The organism is Acetobacter cibinongensis (assembly GCF_000963925.1).
Lineage (GTDB): Bacteria > Pseudomonadota > Alphaproteobacteria > Acetobacterales > Acetobacteraceae > Acetobacter > Acetobacter cibinongensis.
Genome location: NZ_BAMV01000001.1, coordinates 87,159 through 112,138, shown reverse-complemented (window position 1 = coordinate 112,138; position 24,980 = coordinate 87,159). Strand labels below are relative to the sequence as shown.

Sequence of the window (24,980 nt, the reverse complement as noted above, 5' to 3'; positions counted from 1 at the left end):
GGAAATAAGAGCAGGAGCTCATTTCCAGTTTAAAGATTAATCTTAAAGCACTATGCCTTCCGCTTTTTAACAGATGAAGAGCGGAAGGCTGGATGGTTATAGAAAGATTACCCATATTACCATGTGTCAGATGCTCCCCTAACGACAATTCTGCATCACCATTAATCCAGGCGCAGTCAGACTTATCTGTCTCATACCAGCCAGCAGATTTTTCTGCTTCCATATGAGCGATGATATCGAACTGCCGTTTGGCACACTAAAGCCGTAATAGAGTGTCGCCTGTCCAAGCCTACAGTTCTTCATGTGCGCTACTACATGCCCCCGATTGTCTCGAGCCTATTAGCGTCAGTCAGTAGGGGCTTAGTATATACGGAACGATATTTTTCTTGCTTAAAAAAAAGCCGAGCCTTATATGAGAATGATTATCAATATTGCGTGAGTTGAAGACGTATGTCCGCTAGCATGATGCTTGGTTTGCACAGTAAAACATGGAGCGCTTCGCGCCGTGCATGCGGATATGGGGCATTATTCTGGGGTACAGCTTATGTTTTTTTGGGCGGCGCAGCGCAGGCGGCTGATCCTCAGGATGCAGCCCTAAAAAAGAATAATGTGTCTGCTCAGGCTACTCCTGACGAACACAAGGCGTCGGCTGAACAAAAAGCCTACACGACCGAGCCGGACACGCCCAGTAGTGTGGAAAATCTGGTTGTTCAAGGTGAGCGGCATAAAAACGCAACAACGGATGGCACGGGAAGCTACGTTGTTAAAGGCGTTTCAATGAACAAAATGCTGCTAAGGTTAAACGAAATTCCTCAATCGGTTTCTGTTTTGAGCCGTCAACAGATGAAGGACCAAAACCTTAATACTGTTGACGATGCCCTCAAGCAGGTTCCCGGTGTGAATGTGAACCTGTATGGAGACGGCACAGCCGGGATAACGTCCCGCGGATATTCAATGGCGCCTCAGTTTGATGGAGTTCCTTCTACAGGAGGTCTTCAAATGGCGCAGCAATTTGACATTGCCATTTATGACCGGCTTGAAGTTTTGCGTGGACCCAATGGGACTTTTCAAGGGTCTTCATCTCCTGGGGGGAGCGTAAACTTTGTTAGGAAAAGGCCTTTAGACAATTTTAAAGCCGAAGGAGAATTTAGCGGCGGCTCGTGGAACAATTTGCACGCAGCAGCAGATGTGACGGGGCCTCTTCTTGCCTCCAAGCGTGTTACAGGCCGTCTGGTTCTTGCTGGGTCTGATCGTGATTATTTTTATAACAAGGCCCATGATCGGCGCTGGACGGCGTATGCTGTTGTGGACGTTCATATTACGTCCAACACAACCTTATCCATGAATGCGACAGGGCAAAAAAATGATACAACGCGCTTTATGGGATTGCCTCGGGCGGCAAATGGGAGCGACCTAAACCTCTCGCGGAACAGTTTTGTGGGGGCTGATTGGGGTCACACTACGTCACCTATGTATGAATTAGGCGGTGAACTGGAACATCGTTTTGGGAACGGATGGCGCGCTCGTTTAACTGGCCGTCATCGTGTTACGGATACCAGCCTCCATTATACTTATCTTAATAGTCTTGCAAAATCCGCCCCGACTGGGAACTTCGTTGTCGCAAACAGCAGTGTGAATGAAGTGTATAATGGCGCTGATGTCTATGTGACAGGGCCTATTCGCGTTTTAGGGCGCAAGAACGAGATTCTTATCGGCGGGAATTATGATTCTTATCTTGAAACCGATGGAGGGGCGTCAATTAACTCATCCCGAGATTCTTCTCTTGGAGGGTTGAATATTTTCAATCCAGTTATCTCCAGTGCTATTCAGCCCGCTATTACAACGATGTACCGTGAGCCAATACAGCAAGCCGGCATTTATGGTTCGACCCGCATAGAACTCCTGAAGTCTCTTCATTTGTTAATGGGTGGTCGTATTAGTTTTTACGAATATAAATATAAAAACATTTCCAAGGGTACACCCTATGTGGTGAGCACAAAAAACAATGGTGTTCCGACACCTTATTTAGGATTGGTGTGGAATATTATTCCAACTGTATCAGCCTATGTCAGCTTTACGGATACATTTACACCACAGTCTGCTTATGGACCTTCCGGCCGGTTGAAGCCTGATCTAGGGCAGCAGCTTGAAGGCGGGCTGAAAGGTGATTTCTTCCATCATAATTTGAATGTCTCTCTTACAGGCTATCGTGTCATAGAACGCAATAAAGCTATTGTTGACGAAGACGGTTCTATGAATTGCGGCCTAACCGGAACAGGCGTCTGTTATCGTGCTGCTGGCAAAGTAAGGAGCCAAGGCGCAGAAGCTGAGGTTGTGGGGCGGATCCTGCCGGGGTGGGATATTAATGCCAGCTACACGTACAATGACAACGTGATTTTAAAAGACAGCACGCCAACGCTTGAGGGGAAGGCTTATGCTGCGAACTCGCCGAAGCATCTTTTCAAGTTATGGACACATTATCGTTTTGCCGATCCTGAGCAGACAAAGAACGTGTGGAGCGTTGGTGCTGGTGTTACAGCACAAAGTTCGACTTTTGGCACTACCAGAACGGTTACCCAGGGTACTTACGTGGTTGCAAATGCGCAGGTTGGTTATCAACTTAATCCAAAACTTAATATCACAGTGAATGTAAATAATCTTTCCAATACAAAATACTACCAAAGGTTGGGTAATTTGTATTATTACAATTACTATGGTGAGCCTAGGAATTTTATGGCGACTGTCAGGAGTGTGTTTTAAGTATATCTGTATTAATTATTAAGATGCTCGACTGTATTGGATTGATTTGAGGAGGCAATAGTGTTCTTCTTTTTTGGAAAAATGCTATCGTTTCTTTAAGTGTAGTAGTTATGTTTTTGGTGCTATAAGATAAAATTTCCGTATTAAAAATAAGGCATGCTCGTGGTGAAAATTTTCTCCAGTTATGTGAATTGAACCGAGAAAAAATCACTAGAATTCAAGAAGAAATTTATGAAATTGGGCTCAAATCTGTCGTGTTCTGGGTGACACTGATGGAGACTTCATTGATGTTTAATCGGTGCGCCGATGCAAACCGTTGTAATGATGTCACGACTTCCGATGCGTTAAAGAAAAGTTGTTTGCCACTCTCAATCTCCACAACCGTAATCGTGTAATTTTGCAAAGGTTGAGGTTCAGTGTGATACCGCCAACGCCGATCGGATGTCACGTTTTTGTATAGGATGGAGTGTTCTACCAGCAGGTTCAGGTTGCGTTGTATCGACTCCTGAGGCGGAACACGGACTTCGTGCATTACTTTAGATAGCGCGTTCCAAACATCAACTACTGTAAAACCGGATCCAGCTTTTAATATCCCGAGGAGAAGCCGACGACGTAACCTAGTCATTTTTATTCCGGCGTCTTAGCAGCGTTTTTCCATTATAATGAGAGGGTCATTATTTCCTATTGTTGTACAAGGAAGTTTAGTTGGTTTTTCTCGGACAGGTTGGATTTCAAAAGTTTTCATAAGATCACTATAATAATTATCCAAAATAAACTTTCTCAGTCATTTTGAGAGTTAATGTAAAACTCAATCGGTACCGTTAAGGTAATTATGTTTCCAGGAACGGTGTCAGGAGGTGAGGGTAAAGGTTGTGCTCGTTTGGGTAGAGCCAGGGCTTCTGCATCAAGTGAGGGACTTCCTGTGCTTTTGATTAAAGTGACGCTCAACACATGGCCCTTTCTATCCATAGAAAACTTTATACTTGGCACACCTTCTTTATGCTCAGCCATCGCTTCTGGTGGATAGCGTTTGAATCTCTCAAGTTGCGCTAGCAAAGCTCCCTGCCATGTAACTCGTTCTTGTGTTGTTTTGGCGGATGGAGCGCCAGATGCAGGTGCCCCCTGAGCAGGTGCTGGTGGTGCGTCAGACGAAGGAGGCGCTGTTGTTGTTTCTGCAGGGGGAGTATCTTTCGCAAGTGTTTTCTTAATACTCATTACAGGTTTATGTTTTTTTATAATTTTTTTTGGTTTTTCTGGTTTGGGTACCGGTATGGGTGGATTGGGGGCAGGTGCGGGCAGGGCCGTTAGCTTAGGTGGCTCAACGGGTGCCGGGTCCGGTATGGAAAGCGTTTGCTGTGGCCCCAACGGTACGTTTGTTGTTGGTGTCGGAGCAGCAATAGGTTCTGGGGCCATATCAATAGCAATGGCAGCCGGTGGTGGTTCTGCTACCGTTATTGCAGGTGCAGGTAAGTGTATAATCCACCATGCAGCGCCGCTCCCTACAAGTAGTACTGTGAGGAGGGAAAGACCCCATCGCTTTACTTCTTCTCGGTGGGCCTGCTGAATATGCTGAGAATGCCATTGGTTGAAGGTGCTGTATGACGTAGCAGCTTCGGGTGTGTGCTCAGTCACCGTGCTGCTCCTGTCCTTCTTCTTGGCCTTGCAGATTAACAAGGGCAACTTTCAGGTAACCGCTGGCACGCAATTTATCCATAATGCTCATCAGAGAGCCGTAATCTACCGTCTTGTCGGCCCGTAGAAAAATGCGCTGCTCTTTATCACCTTTTGTAGCCTGCGCGAGATCCGTGGGTAATGCGTCTGCTGATATAGTGTCTTCACCCAGCGCAAGACTATGGTCTGCCTTCAAAGTTAAAAACACGGGTTCATCAGGGCGTGGGGTTGGTTTTTCTGTTGAGGAGGGAAGGTCCACCGGTACATTTACGGTTGTCAGCGGCGCCGTCACCATAAAGATAATAAGGAGTACCAACATAACATCAATAAAAGGCGTTACGTTTATCTCGCTCGCTTCGTGAGGGTTTTCATCTGTATGACGAATACGCAGCATGTAATCTTACTCCCCAGCCAGACGGGGTGCATCAAAGTGTACAATCTGCCCGCTTTTGGTCCGGGCTTGCATGCGACTTAAATCGCGGGAGACGAGGCGCATAACCAGAGAGGTCAAGTCGGCCACATGGGCGCGGCAGGTGGCAGTATGACGGGCAAGGTGGTTATAAATCACTACAGCCGGAATGGCCGCAACCAGCCCCAGTGCGGTTGCCAGCAGAGCTTCTGCTATACCAGGAGCCACCACGGCAAGACTGGTAGCCTTGCTGGCAGCAATCCCTGTGAAGGAGGTCATGATACCCCACACCGTACCAAAAAGCCCAATGAAAGGGGAGGTTGCCCCAACTGTTGCCAGTAAGCCTGTGCCTCGCATTAGCCTACGCCCTTCTGCGGCTTCCAGGCGTTCAAGGTGTAGAACAATGCGCTCTTTCAGCCCGTCATTGTCATTGGGAATGTCCTGTGAGCGTGTGCGCTCCGTTTCCGCCGCCATGACCAGAGTGTGAGCAATGCCGCTCTCGCGCGTGCGTTCCTCACCCACCTCAAGTGTATTTGCATTTTCCAACGCTTGCTCAGATTTACGTAGGTTTTGACGTAACCGCACCAGTTCCACAGACTTTGCCAAAAACACTGTCCATGTCAGCACACTGGCTAGTACAAGTAGAATCATCACACAGCGCACCACCGGGCCTGCATTCAGAAACATGTCCCAGGGAGAAAATGACAGTGAACTGGGTGAAAGAGGAGGCATGAGCCATATATCTCCAAAAATTCGCGCCGAACGGCGAAGGTTAGTTAATGCACAGTAAAGTGCTTATGATGGATATGCCTTGAACCCGCAACTAAGAGTCATTCTCATAATAATATTGTGTTATCTGTATGCAAGCCTAAGTCGTCAGATTGGGAGTTATTTTTGGTGTCTTTGCGGGAGTAGCGCTGAACGCTGCTTACCGGAAAAAGACTGTAAAGTGGCAGGAAACAAGCACTTTGCAGCCTAAAAAATTTATCAACTTCCAATAGTCACGTTAGTCTGAGATCCAGACCGTTAATAACTTGTTACAGAATGATATTTTCACAGGAACTGAACCCAGCCATCGCTAATTCCGATACGAATGAGAACGTGGAAAGCATTTTTTTAATTTTTCGCATCAGGTAGCTATCCAATTGTTGCTATTCGTTCTGTAAAGAGGGTTCTCTGTGACCAAGAAACAACACGGGGTAAAATTTTAAATTTCAGTTTAAATTTTTTAGTTGCGAACGATAATCAAACTCATCATATGGATCGGCATCTGGACCGTAACGGCAAATACAGCTTCCTCAGGAGAGTGTTGATGAAACGATTTAATCGTTCCCTGTCCCCTAAATTGCATTTGGGGGCGGCTGTGGCCCTTGGGTTATCAGCCGGGCTTGGCTACGCAGAGAACGAAGCAGAGGCACAGGAGGCTAAAGTAGAGCCTTCGGTAACAGACACCAGTATCAATCTTGCGACCGTGCGTGTCAGAGGAGAAAACAAGACTGTTAATGAGATCCCGAATATTAACGCGACACAGCTTGATATTGGCCGTATGCCAACGTCGGTGCGGGATACACCTCAGGTTATAAATGTGGTGCCGCAGGAAATTATTAAACAGCAGCGCCTTTACACGCTGGATCAAGCTCTGGCTAACGTACCAGGCATTACTCTTTCCACGGGCGAGGGGCGCGGTGGTCTGAATGGCGATCAGTTTCGTATTCGTGGCCAACAGGCGCGTGGCGATGTGTATACAGACGGCCTAAAAGATTTTGGAACATATACACGTGATATTTTCGACGTTGAAAACGTAGAAGTTATCAAAGGGCCCGCCGGTGAATATTTTGGGGCTGCCAACCTTGGTGGTCTGATTAATGAATCACTCAAAAAAGCACACGATGGTAACTCCTATAATTACGATCAGGCTTTTGGCAGCGCCAGCATGTATCGTGGTCAGGGAGATGTAAATCACCAGTTTAACCGGGATATCGCATTACGCATCAACGGTATGTATAATCGTGCGGGTGTTGCTGAGCGTGATTACGTTTATTCAAATCGTTATGGTGCTGCAGCAGACTTAGGAGTTGGATTACACAGCAACACCACATGGCATCTCAACTGGCGTTGGCTACATACTGATAGTATTCCTGATTATGGTGTCGGGATGATTAAAACGTCAAACGGTGTTTATCGTCCCATCACCAGTGAAGGATTGGCACGTAATACAACCTATGCACGCAGTGAGGACAGAGATAATTCAGATATCCACAGTCTGACATCTTCTCTCAAATCAAAGATTACTTCGTGGTTTACACTCAGTAACAACACCCGCTTAACGAAGTATGAACGAAATTATGCAGCTACTACACCTGCGGCTTGCAGTACAGCAGCCTGTGTCGGCCAGTTCATGGCCGGGGGAAATCCACTGCTCAGCTATGGAGCGGGCGGTGGCGCTTCTTATCTTTCAAAAGGGTGGGGTGCTGAAAACGTATTTATGGGAAATGCTCGTTTTAATACATGGCAGTTTAAGAATGATCTGAAATTTGGGGTGGACGTTAATTATCAGGATGAAAACCGTTACGTAGGTACATGGTATGGTCGCACCAACACTCAGACCATTCGGCATCCTTCACATTCCGCTAATGGTGCCTTTTTACGCCTTCCCAAAGAAAATATGGCGAACTCAGACCAGCGAGACGTCGGATTATTTATGTCAGATCATATCCAGCTTACGAAAGAACTGTCTCTATTCGGTTCTGTAAGGTGGGATGCTTTCCAGTCTACTTTTGCGGGTTACCAGCTTTCCGCTACGCCTTTGTCACGCCAAAAGCAGAATGCATACCGCTGGAGTCCTTCAGGCAGTATCATGTATACTCCGTTAAAAAATTCGTCATTTTATTTTACTTTTTCGCGCTCGTATAAACCTATTGGCACAGATGTGTCTTCTCAGGTTACCATTCTGGCTAGTGATACGCCGCAAAATGGTGCGGACTTCAAGCCTCAGCGCAGTGATCTATTTGAATTTGGGAACAAGACAGATTTTTTCAATAAGCGTCTTGGTATGGGCGTAGCATTTTTCCAGATTAGCCAGAATAATTCATATTATTACGATGAAAGTGGTGATGTGGTTAATGGTTTTAGTGATTCCGGAGTTGGGTTACGGACGCGTGGTGTCGAATTAAACTTGACCGGGAAAATTACAAAAAACTGGGATATTTACAGTGCATATTCATGGATGGATGCCAAGATAAGGAATAGCGCCAGTTATAATGGTAAGGAAGCGCCGGGTGTTTCCCATAACAATTTCTCTGTCTGGACATCCTACGATTTAAGTGAACATTTGTTTAAGCCAGAAACAGGTCATCTTAAAGTTGCAGGTGGAGCACAATATGCTTCCGCGTATTGGTCGAATGGAGACTTTAGTAACACAGCTCGTATCCCATACCAGTTCTCGCTCAATGGAATGATTTCGTGGGAAACAAAGCATTATCGAATTTCCTTTAATGCAAATAATCTCACCAATCATCTGAACTATGCGTCTTCTTTCAGCACCAGCCGCGCTGTGCCTGGCCCGGGGCGTTCCTTCTTGGGTAATGTGGGTTTAACGTTCTGATGCCAAACAGCACTCTGGTAGGGAATATTCTCTCTACCAGTCAAAAATTTGATAATACGGAAGCACAACTTCTTTTGGGGCAAATTGCTTTAAACAACGGAAGCTTTGTAGAAGCATTTAATTTTTTTTCTAGAGCAGCCCAAAGTGGTCAGGCTCAGGCACTCAACATGCTGGGGCGCGCTTATGAAAAAGGGTGGGGCGTGCCACGCAGTGCCCCACTAGCAATGAAGTATTACGAAGCGGCAGCGACACAAGGATATGGGTGGGCATATTTTAATTTGGGAGATTTATACCTCGCAGGTGACGGACTGCTGCCTAACCCGGTCAAAGCCTTCGAGTGTTATGCAAAAGCCGCCTGTCATGGTGTGAACAAGGCCCTAAACATGCTTGGTACACTATGTGAAACCGGGGTGGGAACGCAGCCTCCTGATAAAGAAAAAGCCCGACAGTATTTTTTGGCCGGTGCTCATGTCCGGGATTGCTGGGCAGCCTTTAATCTGGGGCGTCTGTACATGCAGGAGAAGGATCAGACTACTGCAGCGTTATGGTTTGAAGCCTCTCTTGCTGATGGTTACCCAGACTACTGGTCGTTTATGCATCAGTATCTAATTCAAAATCACTCTCAAGTTTTCAGGAAAATTCAAGGCAGAGTAGAGAATCTTTTGCTCACATCCCCGCAGTTTTCAACCATTGACGCGGTAAGTCTTTGAAAATTAATCATCATCAGTAAGAGGTATTTCTTATATCTTTAGAAGCCATCTTTCCACGAGTGGCACGTGAAGTAATCTGACAGCCTTTGATGTGCTTTGCGCCTCCCTGAATTTAGGGCATTAATCATGTTTTTTTGGCCATTTGTAATGCTCCATTCAGATTGAGCAAATTCTTGTCGTAATTTGGCTGTCTGTCTGGAAGTAGAGCTACGTTTTTCATACTTTTTCGTAAAGACCAATACCATCCTAACTTACGATGTGGCAGGTATCATACTTAATATTAATTTTAATAATGACTGAAAGTTCTGTCTTCAATTCATTGTAAATAAAACAAACTAAAATGAAAAATACGTTATAATTTTTATTTACTTTTATTATTATATCATTACCCAAGAAAAATACATACTAGTACGGTTATTATATTGCTGAGATTTATCCAAAAAATGATGCTTTAACGCAAAACCATTTTGCGTTAAAGCATGACTCCTTTTCCCAAACAGGAAATTTAGGGAATTGCTAAGTGCTCGCGCGATTGCGATGGAATTTAAAATTATACCGTGTAAGTAAGGGGAGGTCTGGAGTGAAAAAAATGGAAAAAACACAAACATATGCTTCAGATAGATAAGTATTCATCCGATTTTGTGAAAATAAAAGCCTAAGTAAAACGGCTGAAGATTTGCAGATATATCCCTCGACAGTATCTAGAAGCATATCAAATCTAGAGGACCGTATAGGGCTTAAATTAACAAAAAAAATAGGAAACAAAATAATTCTCACCGAAGCAGGAAATAGTTATTACATGAATATAAATGTGCTCATTCAAAAAATAAATGACTATGAAAAAGATTTAAATGAGAAAAATTATAATGAAATAACAATAATTAGTAGCGAGTTTTTTCTTAATTCTTGGGTGACGCAATGCATTAAGGATTTTATGGTAGAAAATAAAGATATAAAAGTACGGGTTATAACAGATGGAATGCTTACAGGAAACAATATTCGCGACAATACCATATTCATTGGTATTGGCCGAAATAGTAAAGATGCTGACTCTATGCTGGTAAAAAATATATCTACTACGAAAGTCTCTTTTTTTACAACTTTCGAAAATAAAAATGTTTCTATAGAAAAGAAATATTCTATTCTGGATTTAAAAAATGTGCCGATTATAAAAGCGGATGCATCTAAGTTTAATTACCTGACATCAGATGGAGGCAAGAATAAATACTCTTTCGATAATGTTTTAATGATTGTTGACTCTCTTTATATGTCTCTTACAGAAGGAATGAATTTTAATTGTGTTTTTGTTGCGTGTGAAAGTTTGACGGCGCACTTGGTTGCTTCCGGAAAAATCTACATGATAGATACAAAAGAGAAGCTTGACCCTATCTATATCGATATAATTTACACAAAAGAACTAAAGAAAAACCCAATTTTGTATGCGTTTACAAATAAGCTATATTATGAAGGATTGAAAATATTTAATCCCTAAGTTTAGAATTAGACATATTTAAAGTAAAAAATGTATTTAAGGATTAAACATAATATTGGGAAAATATTCTGTATATAGAAAAGTGAGAGTTATTTCATAATAAAAATATTTTTTTCCTGTTTGAATCCTGAGTATTTCTCGATGACTTTGTTTCTTATGTTGTGATTAATGGGGGAGCGTAAGACAGTCTCCCCAATTGCGTAAATACATTCTTACTGTCGTAGAGACATACCATCCTATAGTACTCTGCCCTATCAGAAACGAAGAATTAAAGTCACCGAGTGCCTAAAAAGGAAATTATAGTTTTGTCAGATTTATATTTTTACCAGTACATCTATAGGTAGAGTTCCTCTCATATTATCGAGACAAAGTGTTTGCTCGCCGCTCAAAACCTTGCCATCGAAAATACTTTTGTAAGAACCTTTGGTAGCGAGTTCCGTGGTATTCCAGTTTTCTGAATAGGATCTGAGCGTATGATCAAGGCCAAGAGAGAACCCAAAGCGAGAAGTGATAACAAGCATCTTCACGCCATCGTATTCTCTGGAAAATGCAACAATGTTATTTGAAAAAGTACCTGTGACTTCTACTGGTTGATAATCTCCACGAGCAAACAAATCTGTAAATTCTTTCCGAAAGTTAAGAATTATTTGTGTCAGCCATTGTTTTATTCTTCCGTCTTTCCATGAATTCATAAGCTCAGCTTGTGAGGTATCGCTTTGTAAAGACTGCTGTAGCAAAGCATAATCTACAGCTCTCCTGTTATCAGGATCAACAAGGCTGAAATCCCAGCTTTCTCTCCCTTGATACAGATCTGGAACGCCCGGTGAGGTACAGCGCAATACAAGCTGAGATAAACTATTTAAAGTGGAAGAGGGGCCTATATGGTCGAGATATTTCTCAAGATGAAGCATGAACTCTGAATTTTGCAAGTCATCAACAAACTCCAGGCACCTTTGTTCGTAGTTTTTATTAGGTGAGAGCCAACTTGTGGTCTGGCCTGCCTCGCGAAGAGCCTTGATAAGGTAAGCTTTGAGTCTTTTGGAGAAGGAGGTTTTGTTAAGATCCATAAAAGACCATGATGCTACAAGCGTCTGATAGATAAAATATTGATCGGCTTTAGAAAGATATTTTTCTGAAAAATCCTCATGATAAGAAAACCATTTTTCAACCTCTGGTACCCAGGCTGCCTCTGGTTCGCTTAGTACTGTTAAACGAGCCCGTCCATCTTCTCCACGTTTGTGATCATGTGTGGCTGTACAAAGCAAATTGTAGGGGAAGGCGGCAAGGCGCAGCATATTAGCCTCATGGAAACTGGCAATAGTATCGCTAAATATACCCGGTTCAGTTCCCACCTCATTGCGGGAGAGGAGGCGGTTATAACGATAGAATGCCGTGTCCTCTCCCGCCTTGGCGGCAAGTGGGGCTGTGAGTGCCTCGAAAATATTTTGCGCTTGTTCTAAATTACTTCCAGCAATAACGGGTTGGGTAAGGGCGTGCTTTATTGCCTCCAGAGCATTGTGTTGCCACTCTGGGAGATGCTCTTTAACAGTTTTAAAGGCTTGATCGATAAAAATATCGCTTTGATTGTCTCTTGTAACATCAGAAAAATAGCTTCTATAAACTGGAAATTCTAATAAAATTTCTTTCAAGATAGAAGATACTCGATGTTTTGAAATGTAACCACAAGCGGGGAGAGCGTTAAAAAGAAGATGAGAAAATCTTTCATACATCTGATTGAAAGCTGTATCTATCTTTTCCGCTCTCGCGGCTTTCTGGATTGAGTTATAAGAGGAGTTCCCGATACTGTCCCAATAGGATGTTAATATCTCCTCTCCCTGTGGATTGTGGAAAAGTAGAGATGTTTGTTCTAGAAAGTCATATCCTGTTGAGCCATCCAAATGCCATATTTGAGGAATTTTTTCTTCTTTGTTAAGTATTTTTTCTACGAATATATAAATTTCTCCTTGTAATTTTTGACTGTTTTTTTTCTGTATTGCCTTTAGTCGTTCTCGTAATTTGTTGCAGTACCATGACGGCTTTTTTAGTCCGTCAATATGATCAATACGTAAGCCGTCTATTAGTCCACGCTCAAACAAACTAAAAATATAGGCATGAGTGTGGTCAAAAACTGTCTCATTATCCATGTTAAGGGCAATGAGGGAGGTCACATCAAAAAAGCGTCTCCAGTTTACTGTGTCGCCAGCAAGTTTCCACCATGACAGTTCGTAAGCTTGTTTGGAGAGAAGCTCCTTTATATGGAGTGGGTGCTTGGTGGAGAAAAAATCTTCAATAGAATGTACATGCTCAGAAGACAGATCAGTCTTATCATGATACTTGAAGTGGGTGTTTATATGTTTCCAGAGGATAGGAAATTTTTTATCCTCATAGGAAAAGTAAAAGTTTTTTTGTTCACGATTATAAGCGAGAAATAATTTTTTATCGTCAAGAACTGATGATAATGGTTTTTCCAAGAAAGGAAGGTTTATCTTGAAATTTTCTTTTTGGTCCCATGCGATATCAAAATAAGATGCATATTTGCTGCGTGCGCCCCGTTTTACGACGTCATTCCACCATAAATTTTCGTGGTTGGTAGACATATGATTGGGGACGATATCCAAAATCACCCCCATTCCATGAATACGGAGTGCGTTGACCAAGGCTTCCAGCCCCTTTTCTCCACCTCGGTCTTTATCTATTCTTTCCCAGCTAACGGTATCGTAACCATGCATGGAACCGTTTATAGATTCTAAAAGTGGGGAAGCATAAATGTGGCTGATACCCATTTTTTGCAGGTAGGGCACAAGGTTCACAGCATCATATAACGTGAAGTCCTTGTGAAATTGTAAACGGTAAGTGGCGCGCAGAACTGGTTTCATGAGCATATTTCCTGGCCAAAAAGTAGAGTGTTGGTAGGTATGTTTTCAGAAGAAATGTTTGTGTTTGTTGAAAAAATAAGGTGAAATTTTTTATTGAGCGTATAATTTTTTTCAGAAATGTTAATAACAAGAACAATGTTACTTTGGTCTGTAAGGCACCATTTTACCCATATGCATCCGGGGCCAAGAATGTCTATTTGAGCAGTTTGTATATGGTTGAGAAAAGGTGAAACGTATTTTTTTCTTAGTTCTAGGCATGTTTTTGTCAGTTCGAGCCAAGCCTGTCCCTCTGGGGTGTTTCTCATACTTCTATCTGGGCGTGACTTCTCGTAAGTTTGTAAGGCATTGGGATCTGGTATCTTTGTACGTTCTGAATGGTCTTTAAATGAGGAGAATTTCTCAAACTCTCGAAATCGTCCTTCTTTAACAGCGTTGCCCAACTCTCCTTTGAAGTCACAAAAAAAATAAAAAGGTGTCGTGCATCCCCATTCTTCGCCCATGAAAATCATGGGTATCATTGGACTAAGGAGCACCAGAGCATATGCCGCCTTTACTGCGTCAGAGTTTGCAAGGCTAACAAGCCGTTCTCCTAAAGCGCGATTTCCGGTCTGATCGTGATTTTGAAGGAAGAAAATAAATTTTTGCGGGTTCAGATCCTTGCTAGGTGATCCACGGTTTTTTCCAGAATAGGGATTAAATTTTCCTTGATAGGCAAAGCCTTCGGAAAGGACTGTTGCTAAATCCTCCGTGGGATTTTTTGAAAACATTTCATAATAGCCTTCATGCTCACCCGTTAGCAGGACATGCAGACTATTGTGCCCGTCATCGTTCCATTGCGCTGTATACCCATCCCGTAAGAGTTCTGAATCATTATTCTCGTTTTCAAGAATGAGATGGACGTGGCGCTCTGGGGCAACAGTGTCTTTTACACGCTGAAGTACATCATAGAACCAGTGTCGATCAGAAATGGCAGAGGCAGCGTCAATTCTTATACCGTCAAAGCGGTATTCCATGAGCCAATAGAGGACATTTTCTGTAAAAAACTGAGCGACAGGCGGTGTTGCGAAGGCAATGCCGGTGCCCCAGGTAGAATTATTGTCGTGATCGAAAAAGTCTTCTGCATAAAGTGGGAGAAAATTACCTTCAGGCCCGAAATGATTATAAACAACGTCTAGAATGACCATAATACCGCGTGCATGGGCAGCGTCTATTAGGCTTTTTAAGTCATTTGGATGGCCATAAGTATTGGAGGGAGCATAGGGCAGCACTCCGTCATACCCCCAATTTCGGGACCCGCCAAAACTGTTGAGCGGCATAAGTTCGATGGCTGTTACACCCAGTTCCCGGAGTTCGTCGAGTTTGGTGATGATGCCATCGTAGTCCCCCATTAAGCCAACATGCAGTTCATAAATGACAGCTTCGTTCCAAGGTCTGCCAAGCCAATGTGGGTTTTGCCAATCGTAGTCATTAGGATTAATGACTTCGCTCGGTCCTAAAACGCCTTCTGGCTGATAGCGGCTTGCCGGGTCTGACACCATTTCTCCCGTGTCCAAGGCGAAGCGGTACCGTGCCCCCGCGCTGCATCTCACTTTAGTTTGAAACAGACCATGTTCTGTGGGGTGCAGTGGAAACGTGCCCAGGCCTTCTATCTTAACAGAGATACTGCGTTTGGAGGGTGCCCATACCGTAAAAAGTGTCTGTCCGTCTTGCGTTAACTCTGCCCCATAAGTCTTCCGAAATCCAAAGCTAGCCATGACAGCACTCCATGATGATATGAGAAAAACTTCAGGCTTGTCCGAGAGAAAAATACAAAACAGAAAGGGGAGGGAGGGTCAGTACAAGGGAATTCTCCATGCCGTGGGAGGAGACGTTCTCGGCTAAAGTGCCTCCAGCATTGCCCATATTACTCCCGCCGAAACAGGCCGCGTCCGTATTGAGAAGTTCATGCCAGTGACCGGCCTGCGGGACACCCACACGATAACCGTGGCGTGGCACGGGGGTCATATTGCAGACGACAAGGACATCTGGTGCGTCTGAAGCACGGCGTATCCATGCAAAAACACAGTTTTGAGTGTCATCGGCAATGAGCCAGTGGAACCCGTTGGGGCTGTTGTCATCCGCATACAAAGCCGGATTGGACTTATAAATTTGGTTCAGAACTGAGAGCGTGGCATGCATCCCTTGTCCCAAATGTGTAGCGAGTTTTGGCCACGTAAGTTGGCTGTCATGGTTCCATTCTTCATTTTGGGCAAACTCCCCGCCCATGAAGAGAAGTTTTTTGCCCGGATAGGCCCACATGAGCGCGTAGAGGCTGCGCAAATTGGCGTGTTTTTGCCATTCATCTCCCGGCATCTTGGAGATGAGAGAGCCTTTGCCATGCACGACTTCATCGTGAGAAAGGGGAAGAAAGAACCGTTCAGAATAGGCATACACCATACCAAACGTAACATCATGCGCATGGAAACCACGCCATAAGGGGTCCCGTTGCATGTAGCGTAATGTGTCATGCATCCAGCCCATGTTCCATTTGAACTGGAAGCCTAGGCCTCCCTCATCCGCGCTGGAGGTTACGCCCGGCCAGGCGGTAGATTCCTCGGCTATCAGCATTGTGTCCGGATGCATGTTGCCTAGTGTGGTGGAGAGTTCCTTAAAGAACGACACCGCTTCAAGGTTTTCCCGTCCGCCATGAATGTTCGGCTTCCACTCTCCAGCCTTGCGGCTGTAATCCCGGTAGAGCATGGATGCCACGGCATCGACTCGCAGACCATCAATATGGAAATTTTTTAGCCAGTACAGGGCACTTCCTATAAGGAAACCCCGCACCTCGTTACGGCCAAAATTATAGATGAGCGTATGCCAGTCCTGATGAAACCCTTCCTGCGGGTCTTCATGCTCGTAAAGATGCGTGCCGTCGAAGCAGGCAAGCCCATGAGGGTCAGACGGAAAATGTGCAGGCACCCAGTCCATAATGACGCCAAGCCCAGCTTGGTGACAGGCATCGACAAAGGCAGCGAACTCACCGGGCGAGCCATGCCGGGAGGTGGGGGCGTAAAGACTGACAGGTTGATAGCCCCAGGAACCGGCGAACGGATACTCTGTGATGGGGAGAAGTTCGATATGCGTAAAACCCAAGCCGCAGACATAAGGAATGAGCTTACGTGAAAGGTCAGACCAGGAGAGGCAGCGGCTGCCATCCTCCGGTAACTGCCAAGAGGGGGCATGCACTTCGTATACAGAAATAGCAGAATTTGGTGCATGAACTGTAGGCCGATGCGTCATCCACTCCTGATCTTGCCAGACGTGGGTGAGGGGAGCCAAAACGCGAGACGCCGTCGCAGGAGGCACTTCTGCCCACCGTGCGTAGGGATCAGCTTTGGCCGGGAGGATACGGCCCTCCTGGGAGCGTATTTCGTATTTATACCGCTCACCCTCAGCAAGGCCGGGTATGAAAAGTTCCCAAATGCCGCTGTCATGGCGCAGACGCATGGGATGACGTCTGCCATCCCAGATGTTGAAATCTCCGATAATGGAAACACGGCTTGCATTCGGTGCCCAGACTGTAAAACGAACGCCTGCTGTGCCGGAAACCGTCTGAATATGGGACCCCATGACTTCATCTGGTGCGCGGTGTCTGCCCTCGGCTAGGAGGTGGAGGTCGAGGTCCCCCAGCAATACGCCAAAATTATAGGGGTCAACTACATCCTGCCAGCCATCGGCCCATTGCACATGCAGTAGATAAGAGACGCTGCGCTTGGGGATAGTGGCGCTATACACGCCATCCGGGTGGATACGCTGCATTTGCCGTTCTGTTTTTTTTCCGTCAGACGACAGAGCAGTCAAGGTGACAGTTAGGGCATCGGGGAAAAAGGCTCTGACAATATCTCCGCGCCCATCGGGATGACGACCCAACACTGCAAATGGGTCAGAACTAGCGCCTGATGCAATGGCTGCAATCTGCTGAAGAAGAGCGTCATCGGCCTCCTTCCGGTTTCGGGCGGACGGTTCAGTTCCCATGATAAAGCATACCTATTCAACCTTTTAAGACTATAAACACAGGAGTGAGCATGATGTTTTAGTGACGGGTGCCTGTCAGCTTTAGCGCCTCAGCTTTTGGAGAAAATGCGCTGGCGCGTGGCATGCGGGCAGTGTGTAGTCGGCTGCGCATTTTTGGTGCACGGGGTGCGACATCCCCTTTTCTGGGTGCTATGTCACCGTCATGTTCGGACAAGGATGTGGTGTGGCCAGCAAGTTCCATAAATATCTTTGAATAGTCTCCCGCTTTCCCTAGCCAGGACACATCATGGAGGGAGCCGTTGCGTTGCAGCCTAGCCCAGACCGATTTTTGCTTGAAAAGAGAATGAGCTTTCCGTATTGCCCCTAAAAGGGTGCTGGGATCTGTCGGTGTAAACAGGATGCCATTTGCCACACCTTCAGCAATTGCTGCCGAGTTTGCATCCACAATAGTATCAGAAAGGCCGCCGACACGCGCGGCAATTGGCACGGACCCATACCGTAGTGCTTGCATCTGAGTAAGACCGCACGGTTCAAAACGTGACGGAATGAGCGAGGCATCTACGGAGGCATGTAGTCTGTGTGCCAGAGTTTCGCTATAGTTCAAATAGCAGGCGACCTGCCGCGGGAACTGATTTTGTAGGGCACTGAGCCGCCGTGCGAGGGCAGGGTCACCGGTGCCAACGACGACCAACTGTATGTTCATCTCACACAGGTCAGGTATAATATCTGCAAGAATATCAATGCCTTTTTGGGTTGTTAACCGGCTTACCAGCCCAAGTAGAAACGTATCCTTGTTTTGGGGCAAGCCAAACTCAGCCTGAAAAGCGCGTTTGTTTGGGGCGCGACCTAGAGCGTCTCCCACTTTGTACGGAAACCTTACGGACTGGTCCGTCAGGGGGTTCCATTCTACTGTATCCAACCCGTTCAGTATTCCAACAAGCGCTGAGGAACGGGATTTTAGGAGGCCATTCAGGCCCATTCCCATTTCTGCGGTCTTGATTTCCTCAGCATAGGTTGGGGAAACTGCGATAAGGCGGGTGGAAAACTGTAATGCGGCTTTAAGAAAACTGATTTGGCCGTAATATTCCACGCCGTCAAAACTGAAAGCTTCGTCAGGCAAGCCAAATTGGTGCAGGCAGGTTTGTGGAAAAATACCCTGAAAGGCTAGGTTGTGCACTGTATGCACGGTGGGAACTGTACGTTGGGCGTCATAATGCAGGTAGGCTGCCAGAAGACCAGTCTGCCAGTCATGGGTCTGCACAACGTCTGGAGCCCAATCCGTAAGGCAGCCCTGAGCAATGGACGCGCCAATACGGGATAGAACGGCAAAACGCAGTCCGTTGTCCGACCAGTCTGCCCCCGGAGCAGAACAATAGGGATTGCCCGTGCGTGTAAAAAGTTGCGGTGATTCTAAAATGTAGAGTTGCTGACCATTGGATACGCCACTCCACAAAGTCACTTCGTAACCGAGCACATTTTCAAATGTCTTTACGACTGTTCTTTCAGAAACCTTTTTTAAAACGCAAGGATAGCCGGGTATGAGTGTGCGGACAGCTATGCCGTATTGTTCCAATGCGGCTGGGAGAGACCCGACAACATCAGCCAATCCACCCGTTTTGATAAAAGGATACATTTCTGATGCAACAGAAAGCAGGTTAACGGTCTGGAGAGGGGTTACCATGGCATGCACTCTCTAAATGGGGAAAGAGGCGCCATGACAGCGTAAGTTGCAGCCATATGCCCTTTCTGACCGAACGTTTTTTCCTAACGAAAAGTCAGATCATCACGGTTATGTGATCTTATTTTATTCACTATCAGGCGTTCTCGCCTCAAGAATATCACGGTTTCGCCATGGGGCGGTAAACCGGCACGATATTCCGCAGGCGTTGGAACCCTTTTCATGAGTTTTCCGCTTCATAAGAATTTAAAAGAAGGTAGTCCCGTAGAGCGCGGTGCGACATATGACGGGGCGGGGGTCAATTTTGCGGTGTTTTCTGCAAATGCTTCTGCTGTGGATGTCTGTCTTTTTTCGCCAGATGGTAAGACAGAGACAGACCGCATCCGCCTTCCAGAATATACCGATCAGGTGTTTCATGGGTGGATACCGGACCTGCATCCAGGCCAACTTTACGGCCTGCGGGTTCATGGCCCTTATGAGCCAGATGCGGGACATCGCTTTAATGCCAACAAGCTTTTGCTGGACCCGTATGCGCGTAGTCATTTTGGCTCCCTGCAATGGGACCCGGCTTTATTTGGGTATCAGTTAGGGCACCCTGACCTTGATCTCAGTTTTGATGAGCGGGACAGTGCTGCGTTTATACCAAAGTGCATTATCTCTGCTCCATCGGATCGTAATAATAAACCTCTCAGAACGGCATGGACCGATACCGTTCTTTACGAAACGCATGTGAAAGGATTTACAAAAAACCACCCAGATCTACCAGAAGAGTTAAGAGGCACTTATGCTGGGTTGGCTCAGAAGCCTGTTCTTGAGTACATAAAAAAACTGGGTGTGACGTCTATAGAACTTTTGCCCGTACAGAGTTTTGTGAATGATCAATACTTGGTTGATAAGAACCTCAGTAATTACTGGGGTTACAATACTATTGGGTTTTTCTCTCCTGACACCCGCTATGCTGCTGACCACGCAGACCCTACTTCCGAATTCCGACATATGGTTAACGCCTGTCATGACGCTGGCTTGGAAGTGATTATGGACGTGGTTTATAACCACACAGCCGAAGGGAACGAACTGGGTCCAACGCTCTCTTTCAAAGGGATCGATAACGCATCCTATTACCGTCTGATGCCGGATAATCGTCGGTATTACATCAATGATACCGGCACTGGAAACACGTTCAATCTTACTAATCTGCGCGCCATTCAATTTGTAGCGGACAGCCTGCGTTACTGGGCTGAAGAAATGGGAGTGGATGGTTTTCGCTTTGATCTAGGAACCATACTTGCCCGCGAACATGAGGGGTTTGACCCTGAAGCTGGTTTTTTGCGTGTTTGCCGGCAGGACCCGACCTTGGCGCAGCTTAAACTTATTGCCGAACCGTGGGATATTGGTCCCGGTGGGTATCAGGTCGGGAATTTTCCACCCAGTTGGGCAGAATGGAACGATCAGTTTAGAGATACCGTGAGAGATTTCTGGCGTGGGGATGCTCTTGCCGCAGCCCTGGCCCCCCGATTGTTAGGTAGCCCGGACCTCTTTAATCATAGCGGGCGGAGAGCATGGGCGAGCGTCAATTTTATTACGGCGCATGATGGTTTTACCCTCAAAGACTGCGTGACCTATAATGACAAACATAATGACGCCAATGGAGAGGGCGGCAATGATGGGTCAGACGATAACCGTTCCAGCAATTATGGTGTAGAAGGCCCAACAGATAACGAAGAGATAGTAGCGGTACGCTGGCGGCAATGTCGTAATATGCTGGCGACACTTTTTCTGTCTCAGGGTACACCAATGCTTTTGGCAGGGGATGAGTTTGGGCGTACCCAGAATGGCAATAACAATGCATACTGTCAGGATAACGATATTTCATGGCTAGACTGGAATATTTCCAGCGAGGGACATGCGTTAAGAGATTTTTCAGAAAAATTAATGAAAATTCGGAAACGTTTTCCAATTTTAAGGCGTAATCGTTTTCTGACAGAAGGATATAACGAGGAGCTTGATGTTAAGGAACTAACGTGGGTAAGCGCTAACGGGCAGGAGATGCAGCAAGAAGAGTGGCAAGCTGCGCAATGTTTTGGCCTGATATTGGACGGTCGAGCTCAGCCGAGTGGCATCAAGCAGAGAGGCGCTGATGCAACCTTACTGCTCATACTTAACAGTTGGCACGATGTCGTTGAGTTTATGCTGCCCGATTATCAGGAAAAGGGCTGGACGCTTCTTATTGATACAAACCAGCCTGATTACGAAGAAAAGGAACAAGAAGTCACTTTGAAAGATCACAAATATATTGTGACGGGACGGTCTGTTCTTTTATTCTATCTGGAGAAGTAAATTGATACTGCTCTGGTAGGTGCTTCTCTTTTTACGGCCAGAAATTCCATAGCGGGGATGTAGGTGGCGGTATAAACCCTGTGCACTGTAAGTGGCACAGGGTTTGAAACCAAAAGCCTTAGAGTGGATTGCCGGGAATGTGGTTGTAAAAATGCGACCAGTTTTTCACGAGTTCTTTAACAACAGGTTCGCCAGCGCGCTCGTTGTTATCAAACGCAATCACTTGTCCTGGTCCTTCATCTCCCATGGAGTGCGTAATGTCTGCATGGGCAGGAGGCATACTGAAATTACTGCCAGACCGTAATACCATGATGCGTGCAAGGTCTATGTGACCAAGTTGGCTGAGAATACGCATTTCAGCCTGGTTGAGTTGACTCTCCTCATTGGTCATGGCGAAAAGCCCTTCTCCTTTGGTCCAAAGCTTAACCCAGTCTTCCGCCCACGTATTGCGGCGCGCACCATGCCAGTACCGATAGGCTCCTAATGTTTCGCCTTCCAGCACAAAAGGTACTTTTTGGGCATTGGGGTAGCCGTCCCAGTTTTTGCGTTGGGCAGAAATGGCGGGTGCATCAGCCAATGTGACGGATGCACTGAGTTTGTAAGCCCAGTGTTCCAAACCTCTGTTAAGAGGGTAGGCTTTTGTCAGGTCAGCAATATCTGTCACAGACCCATAATGGTTAGGGTTGTTGGGCAGAGTGTTGGGTTTATCTGCGCCTATGGCATAGAGGCCGTAGGGCCAGGAGTGGGGAATGCTGCGGTCGTCAATTTCGCGCAGGGCATCTCCGTCCACAACCCAGCGGGACCAGGCGACACTCCCAACGGACGCCACATTGGGGTTGACCCCAGAAATGCCGGTAAACAGCCAATATGTATGGTGCAGATCAAACCGGGTATCCAGCGCGAGGGCTGCAAGATCTGTAATGCCATCTTTGAGCACAATGCCATAAACTCCGTCAGCATTGCGGCGGAGGACTTGCGTTGAGATGCCTTTTATCGGCACGGTCTGGTCAAGGTGCAGCCGTTCCACCCAGAATTGGTATTCCCCCGGTGCATCGCCAGTGTCGGCTCCATTTTCCCATCCGGTTACAATAATAACTTTGGGTTCTATCGTGTTTGCAGCGGGTGTGGGCGCGGTGGCGCAGAAAGCTGGAAGGCTGGAAATTGGCCCTGTGAGCGCAAAGGCCAGACCCAGCATGATTTTTTTAAACATAGGCTCCGTACATCATGGCTAAGAGTTGCGACAGCAACGGGAAAACAGAGCCTTGTATATTAGCCTGTTTGTGGCGGCGTGTCGTTATGTGACCTCTTTTGCAGTGACGTGTGAAATTTTGGAGGCGCTTTGGGTTGTTGTGCTGCCATCTCGGCTACCCGCTTTTCAGCATCGGCCAGCATTTGCGGGATGAGTTGCGTTTCAGGAAGGTTTTTCCAGTATTTACGAGGCATTTCTGACCGCATGGCCTTGGTCTTGATACGCGCGGGATTAAAAATGGAGACATAATATGTCTGCCATAGAGCATCTATCTGATCATCAACCGATGCTTTTTCACAGGGCTTATGAGAGAGTGCGCAACGTTCGCCATTCCAGGCGATAGACCCCTTTGGGGTCAGGATAACCCAATCCATATCCGCAAATCTTTTCGTGAAAAAAGACGCTACGGTAGAGAGAATGTAGTGGTCTGGCTCAAACCACGCCAGAAAGTTTCTGCGAGTATTTTCTGTGTCTGCCCCACATTCACGAAACCGCACAAAGGCTTTCATTTTGTGGGCATCACGCCGCACCTGATGGTCCATGCGGAGGGCCTGAGCAATGTCAGGGTCGACAGTAATGGAGGCAAGGGCAGGCTCCTGCTGTGCGCGGCACAGGATACGATACGCCAAAGCAAAGCGGTCTTTGCTGGCGTGCCTGAGCATGGATTTAAGAAGTGCCAGACAGGTATTGCGCAGGACAGGGGATATTCTGCCGGTTTGCGCTGGCGGGAGCGTGGTGGCGAGGTCAAACAGCGTGGCGTCTTCAGACGTGGTGCACCATTCTACTTCATGCGGGTGTAGGCCTGCCAGAAAGCACTGGCGGGCGAGGGGGCGCCAGTCTTCAAAACTGGCATGGTCGGGCAGCCGAATACGGTAAAGCATGGTCATAACAGGGACAGTTGCTGGGGTGGTGGCACAAAGAGGGCGCGGAGATCCTGCCGGTCTGCCAGCCGGGTGGGAGACCAACCCGTAGTGTACAGAAATGGCTTAACCTTGCGGAGCGACACGTTCAGCTTGGCCAGATCTTCCAGCCGCAGATGTCTGTGCCGGCGAGCAGCAAGAATGGCGGTAACAGAGCGTACCCCAAGCCCTGGCACACGGAGCAGCATCTCCCTGCTGGCGCGGTTCAGGTCAACCGGGAACAGGGCTCTGTTTGCCAAAGCCCATGCCAGTTTGGGGTCCAGCTCCAGATCAAGCATGCCATCGGGCCTGTCAGCCGTGATTTCAGCAAACTGAAAGCCGTAAAAACGAAAGAGCCAGTCTGCCTGATACAGCCGATGTTCCCGCAGGAGAGGGGGCGCTTTAACTGGCAGGAGCGAGGATGCATCTGGAATAGGGCTAAAGGCCGAATAATAGACCCGCCGCAAGCGGTAGCCTGTGTAAAGGGACGAACTGCTGCCCAGAATATCACGGTCACTCGCGGCATCAGCGCCCACAATCATTTGCGTACTCTGCCCGCCGGGAGCGAAGCGCGGAGCTTTCTTGCCAGAGAGTGTCTTCTCTTTTCCGGCATCAATATGGGTGCGCATCTCTCCCATGGAGTGGCGGATCTCGGATGCGTGTTTTTGGGGCGCGTAGGCGGCTAACCCGCTTTCTGTCGGCATTTCCACGTTTATGGAGAGCCTGTCAGCATATAGTCCGGCTTCCGCCAGAAGAGCGGGGGAGGCATTGGGGATGGTCTTGAGGTGAATATAGCCCCGGAACCCATGCGTTAACCGGAGCTCACGCGCCACTCTGACCATCTGGCCCATTGTGTCGTCTGAGGAGCGGATAATGCCGGAGGAGAGAAAAAGGCCCTCAATATAGTTTCTTCGGTAGAATTCCAGCGTCAGCCAGACAACTTCATCCGCTGTAAAGCGTGCGCGTTGTACATTGGAAGAGGAGCGGTTGATGCAATACGCACAGTCATAAATACAGAAATTGGTCAGCAGTATTTTCAGCAGGGAAATGCAGCGACCATCAGGTGTATAGGCATGGCATATGCCATTGCTGGTGGACCCTAGCCCTTTGGTGGCGGCAGAATCCCGCTTGCCTGCACCGCTGGATGAGCAGGAGGCATCATACTTTGCGGCATCGGACAGGATGGCCAGGCGGGATGTCAGGCTGTGCTTCATGGTTGTTCATGTTATGTTCTCTTTCCGGGGAACGCAACATTTTTGATGAACGCCTCATGAGCAGAAG

General features: G+C 46.8%; 15 protein-coding genes and 1 pseudogene. 6 read left to right on the top strand and 10 right to left on the bottom strand.

Annotated elements, in window-relative coordinates:
• Window positions 1-462 precede the first annotated feature (462 nt).
• Window positions 463-2,760: a TonB-dependent siderophore receptor gene (locus Abci_RS00425; RefSeq protein ID WP_244877531.1), complete on the top strand. Its 2,298-nt coding sequence runs from the start codon at window positions 463-465 to the stop codon at window positions 2,758-2,760.
• A gap of 780 nt (window positions 2,761-3,540) precedes the next feature.
• Here the strand turns inward: Abci_RS00425 and Abci_RS00420 are convergent.
• From Abci_RS00420 to exbB, 3 genes are read right to left on the bottom strand one after another with little or no spacing between them, the layout of a single operon-like run.
• Window positions 3,541-4,326 (bottom strand): energy transducer TonB, encoded by a 786-nt coding sequence (locus Abci_RS00420; protein WP_244877537.1) that lies wholly within the window; start codon window positions 4,324-4,326, stop codon window positions 3,541-3,543.
• A gap of 58 nt (window positions 4,327-4,384) precedes the next feature.
• Window positions 4,385-4,825 (bottom strand): TonB system transport protein ExbD, encoded by a 441-nt coding sequence (gene exbD, locus Abci_RS00415; RefSeq protein ID WP_048837167.1) that lies wholly within the window; start codon window positions 4,823-4,825, stop codon window positions 4,385-4,387.
• Between the two features lie 6 nt (window positions 4,826-4,831).
• Complete coding sequence (gene exbB / locus Abci_RS00410; RefSeq protein ID WP_048837166.1) at window positions 4,832-5,572, bottom strand: tonB-system energizer ExbB; 741 nt, start codon at window positions 5,570-5,572, stop codon at window positions 4,832-4,834.
• A gap of 580 nt (window positions 5,573-6,152) precedes the next feature.
• Here exbB and Abci_RS00405 point away from each other — a divergent pair.
• The 4 genes and pseudogenes from Abci_RS00405 (at window position 6,153) to Abci_RS00395 (ending at window position 10,646) form a co-directional block, all read left to right on the top strand.
• Entirely contained in the window at window positions 6,153-8,444 is a 2,292-nt protein-coding gene (locus Abci_RS00405; protein ID WP_048837165.1) for a TonB-dependent receptor, read from the top strand.
• The gene (locus tag Abci_RS00400) at window positions 8,444-9,154 is read left to right on the top strand and encodes a tetratricopeptide repeat protein (RefSeq protein ID WP_048837164.1); all 711 of its coding nucleotides are present in this window, start codon (window positions 8,444-8,446) and stop codon (window positions 9,152-9,154) included. The genes Abci_RS00405 and Abci_RS00400 overlap by 1 nt, the downstream gene beginning before the upstream one ends.
• A gap of 631 nt (window positions 9,155-9,785) precedes the next feature.
• A pseudogene (locus Abci_RS14350) lies at window positions 9,786-9,929 on the top strand (helix-turn-helix domain-containing protein); the annotation flags it as partial.
• 24 nt (window positions 9,930-9,953) lie between these two features.
• A complete protein-coding gene (locus tag Abci_RS00395) occupies window positions 9,954-10,646 on the top strand; it encodes a hypothetical protein (RefSeq protein ID WP_048837163.1) in 693 nt (230 codons plus the stop codon).
• 314 nt (window positions 10,647-10,960) lie between these two features.
• Here Abci_RS00395 and treY read toward each other — a convergent pair whose 3' ends face one another.
• From treY to glgA, 4 genes are read right to left on the bottom strand one after another with little or no spacing between them, the layout of a single operon-like run.
• On the bottom strand, window positions 10,961-13,522 hold the full coding sequence (gene treY / locus Abci_RS00390; RefSeq protein WP_052944738.1) for a malto-oligosyltrehalose synthase: 2,562 nt from the start codon (window positions 13,520-13,522) through the stop codon (window positions 10,961-10,963).
• Window positions 13,519-15,276 (bottom strand): malto-oligosyltrehalose trehalohydrolase, encoded by a 1,758-nt coding sequence (treZ, locus tag Abci_RS00385; RefSeq protein ID WP_048837162.1) that lies wholly within the window; start codon window positions 15,274-15,276, stop codon window positions 13,519-13,521. The genes treY and treZ overlap by 4 nt, the downstream gene beginning before the upstream one ends.
• A 31-nt stretch (window positions 15,277-15,307) precedes the next feature.
• Window positions 15,308-17,536 (bottom strand): 1,4-alpha-glucan branching protein GlgB, encoded by a 2,229-nt coding sequence (glgB, locus tag Abci_RS00380; RefSeq protein WP_048837161.1) that lies wholly within the window; start codon window positions 17,534-17,536, stop codon window positions 15,308-15,310.
• Between the two features lie 58 nt (window positions 17,537-17,594).
• Complete coding sequence (gene glgA / locus Abci_RS00375) at window positions 17,595-19,217, bottom strand: glycogen synthase GlgA (RefSeq protein ID WP_048837160.1); 1,623 nt, start codon at window positions 19,215-19,217, stop codon at window positions 17,595-17,597.
• Window positions 19,218-19,436: 219 nt separating this feature from the next.
• Here glgA and glgX point away from each other — a divergent pair, with 219 nt between their 5' ends.
• Entirely contained in the window at window positions 19,437-21,551 is a 2,115-nt protein-coding gene (gene glgX / locus Abci_RS00370; RefSeq protein ID WP_048837159.1) for a glycogen debranching protein GlgX, read from the top strand.
• Between the two features lie 118 nt (window positions 21,552-21,669).
• Here glgX and Abci_RS00365 read toward each other — a convergent pair whose 3' ends face one another.
• The 3 genes from Abci_RS00365 to Abci_RS00355 all read right to left on the bottom strand — a co-directional run bounded on the left by Abci_RS00365 (window position 21,670) and on the right by Abci_RS00355 (window position 24,913).
• Window positions 21,670-22,746, bottom strand: a complete 1,077-nt coding sequence (locus Abci_RS00365; protein WP_048837224.1) for a purine nucleoside permease — start codon at window positions 22,744-22,746, stop codon at window positions 21,670-21,672.
• A 74-nt stretch (window positions 22,747-22,820) separates the two neighbouring features.
• Window positions 22,821-23,687, bottom strand: coding sequence for a TIGR03915 family putative DNA repair protein (locus Abci_RS00360; RefSeq protein WP_244877529.1), 867 nt, complete (start codon window positions 23,685-23,687; stop codon window positions 22,821-22,823).
• Window positions 23,684-24,913 carry a putative DNA modification/repair radical SAM protein gene (locus Abci_RS00355; protein ID WP_048837158.1) on the bottom strand — a complete coding sequence of 410 codons (1,230 nt, stop codon included), beginning with the start codon at window positions 24,911-24,913 and terminating at the stop codon, window positions 23,684-23,686. The genes Abci_RS00360 and Abci_RS00355 overlap by 4 nt, the downstream gene beginning before the upstream one ends.
• Window positions 24,914-24,980: the final 67 nt, after the last annotated feature.

Bases quoted from the DNA above. Each gene is read 5' to 3' on its own strand.
- Abci_RS00425 (WP_244877531.1), top strand. From the start codon at position 463: ATGATGCTTGGTTTGCACAGTAAAACATGGAGCGCTTCGCGCCGTGCA.
- exbD (WP_048837167.1), bottom strand. From the start codon at position 4,825: ATGCTGCGTATTCGTCATACAGATGAAAACCCTCACGAAGCGAGCGAG.
- exbB (WP_048837166.1), bottom strand. From the start codon at position 5,572: ATGCCTCCTCTTTCACCCAGTTCACTGTCATTTTCTCCCTGGGACATG.
- Abci_RS00405 (WP_048837165.1), top strand. From the start codon at position 6,153: ATGAAACGATTTAATCGTTCCCTGTCCCCTAAATTGCATTTGGGGGCG.
- Abci_RS00400 (WP_048837164.1), top strand. From the start codon at position 8,444: ATGCCAAACAGCACTCTGGTAGGGAATATTCTCTCTACCAGTCAAAAA.
- Abci_RS00395 (WP_048837163.1), top strand. From the start codon at position 9,954: ATGAATATAAATGTGCTCATTCAAAAAATAAATGACTATGAAAAAGAT.
- treY (WP_052944738.1), bottom strand. From the start codon at position 13,522: ATGAAACCAGTTCTGCGCGCCACTTACCGTTTACAATTTCACAAGGAC.
- treZ (WP_048837162.1), bottom strand. From the start codon at position 15,276: ATGGCTAGCTTTGGATTTCGGAAGACTTATGGGGCAGAGTTAACGCAA.
- glgB (WP_048837161.1), bottom strand. From the start codon at position 17,536: ATGGGAACTGAACCGTCCGCCCGAAACCGGAAGGAGGCCGATGACGCT.
- glgA (WP_048837160.1), bottom strand. From the start codon at position 19,217: ATGGTAACCCCTCTCCAGACCGTTAACCTGCTTTCTGTTGCATCAGAA.
- glgX (WP_048837159.1), top strand. From the start codon at position 19,437: ATGAGTTTTCCGCTTCATAAGAATTTAAAAGAAGGTAGTCCCGTAGAG.
- Abci_RS00365 (WP_048837224.1), bottom strand. From the start codon at position 22,746: ATGCTGGGTCTGGCCTTTGCGCTCACAGGGCCAATTTCCAGCCTTCCA.
- Abci_RS00360 (WP_244877529.1), bottom strand. From the start codon at position 23,687: ATGACCATGCTTTACCGTATTCGGCTGCCCGACCATGCCAGTTTTGAA.
- Abci_RS00355 (WP_048837158.1), bottom strand. From the start codon at position 24,913: ATGAAGCACAGCCTGACATCCCGCCTGGCCATCCTGTCCGATGCCGCA.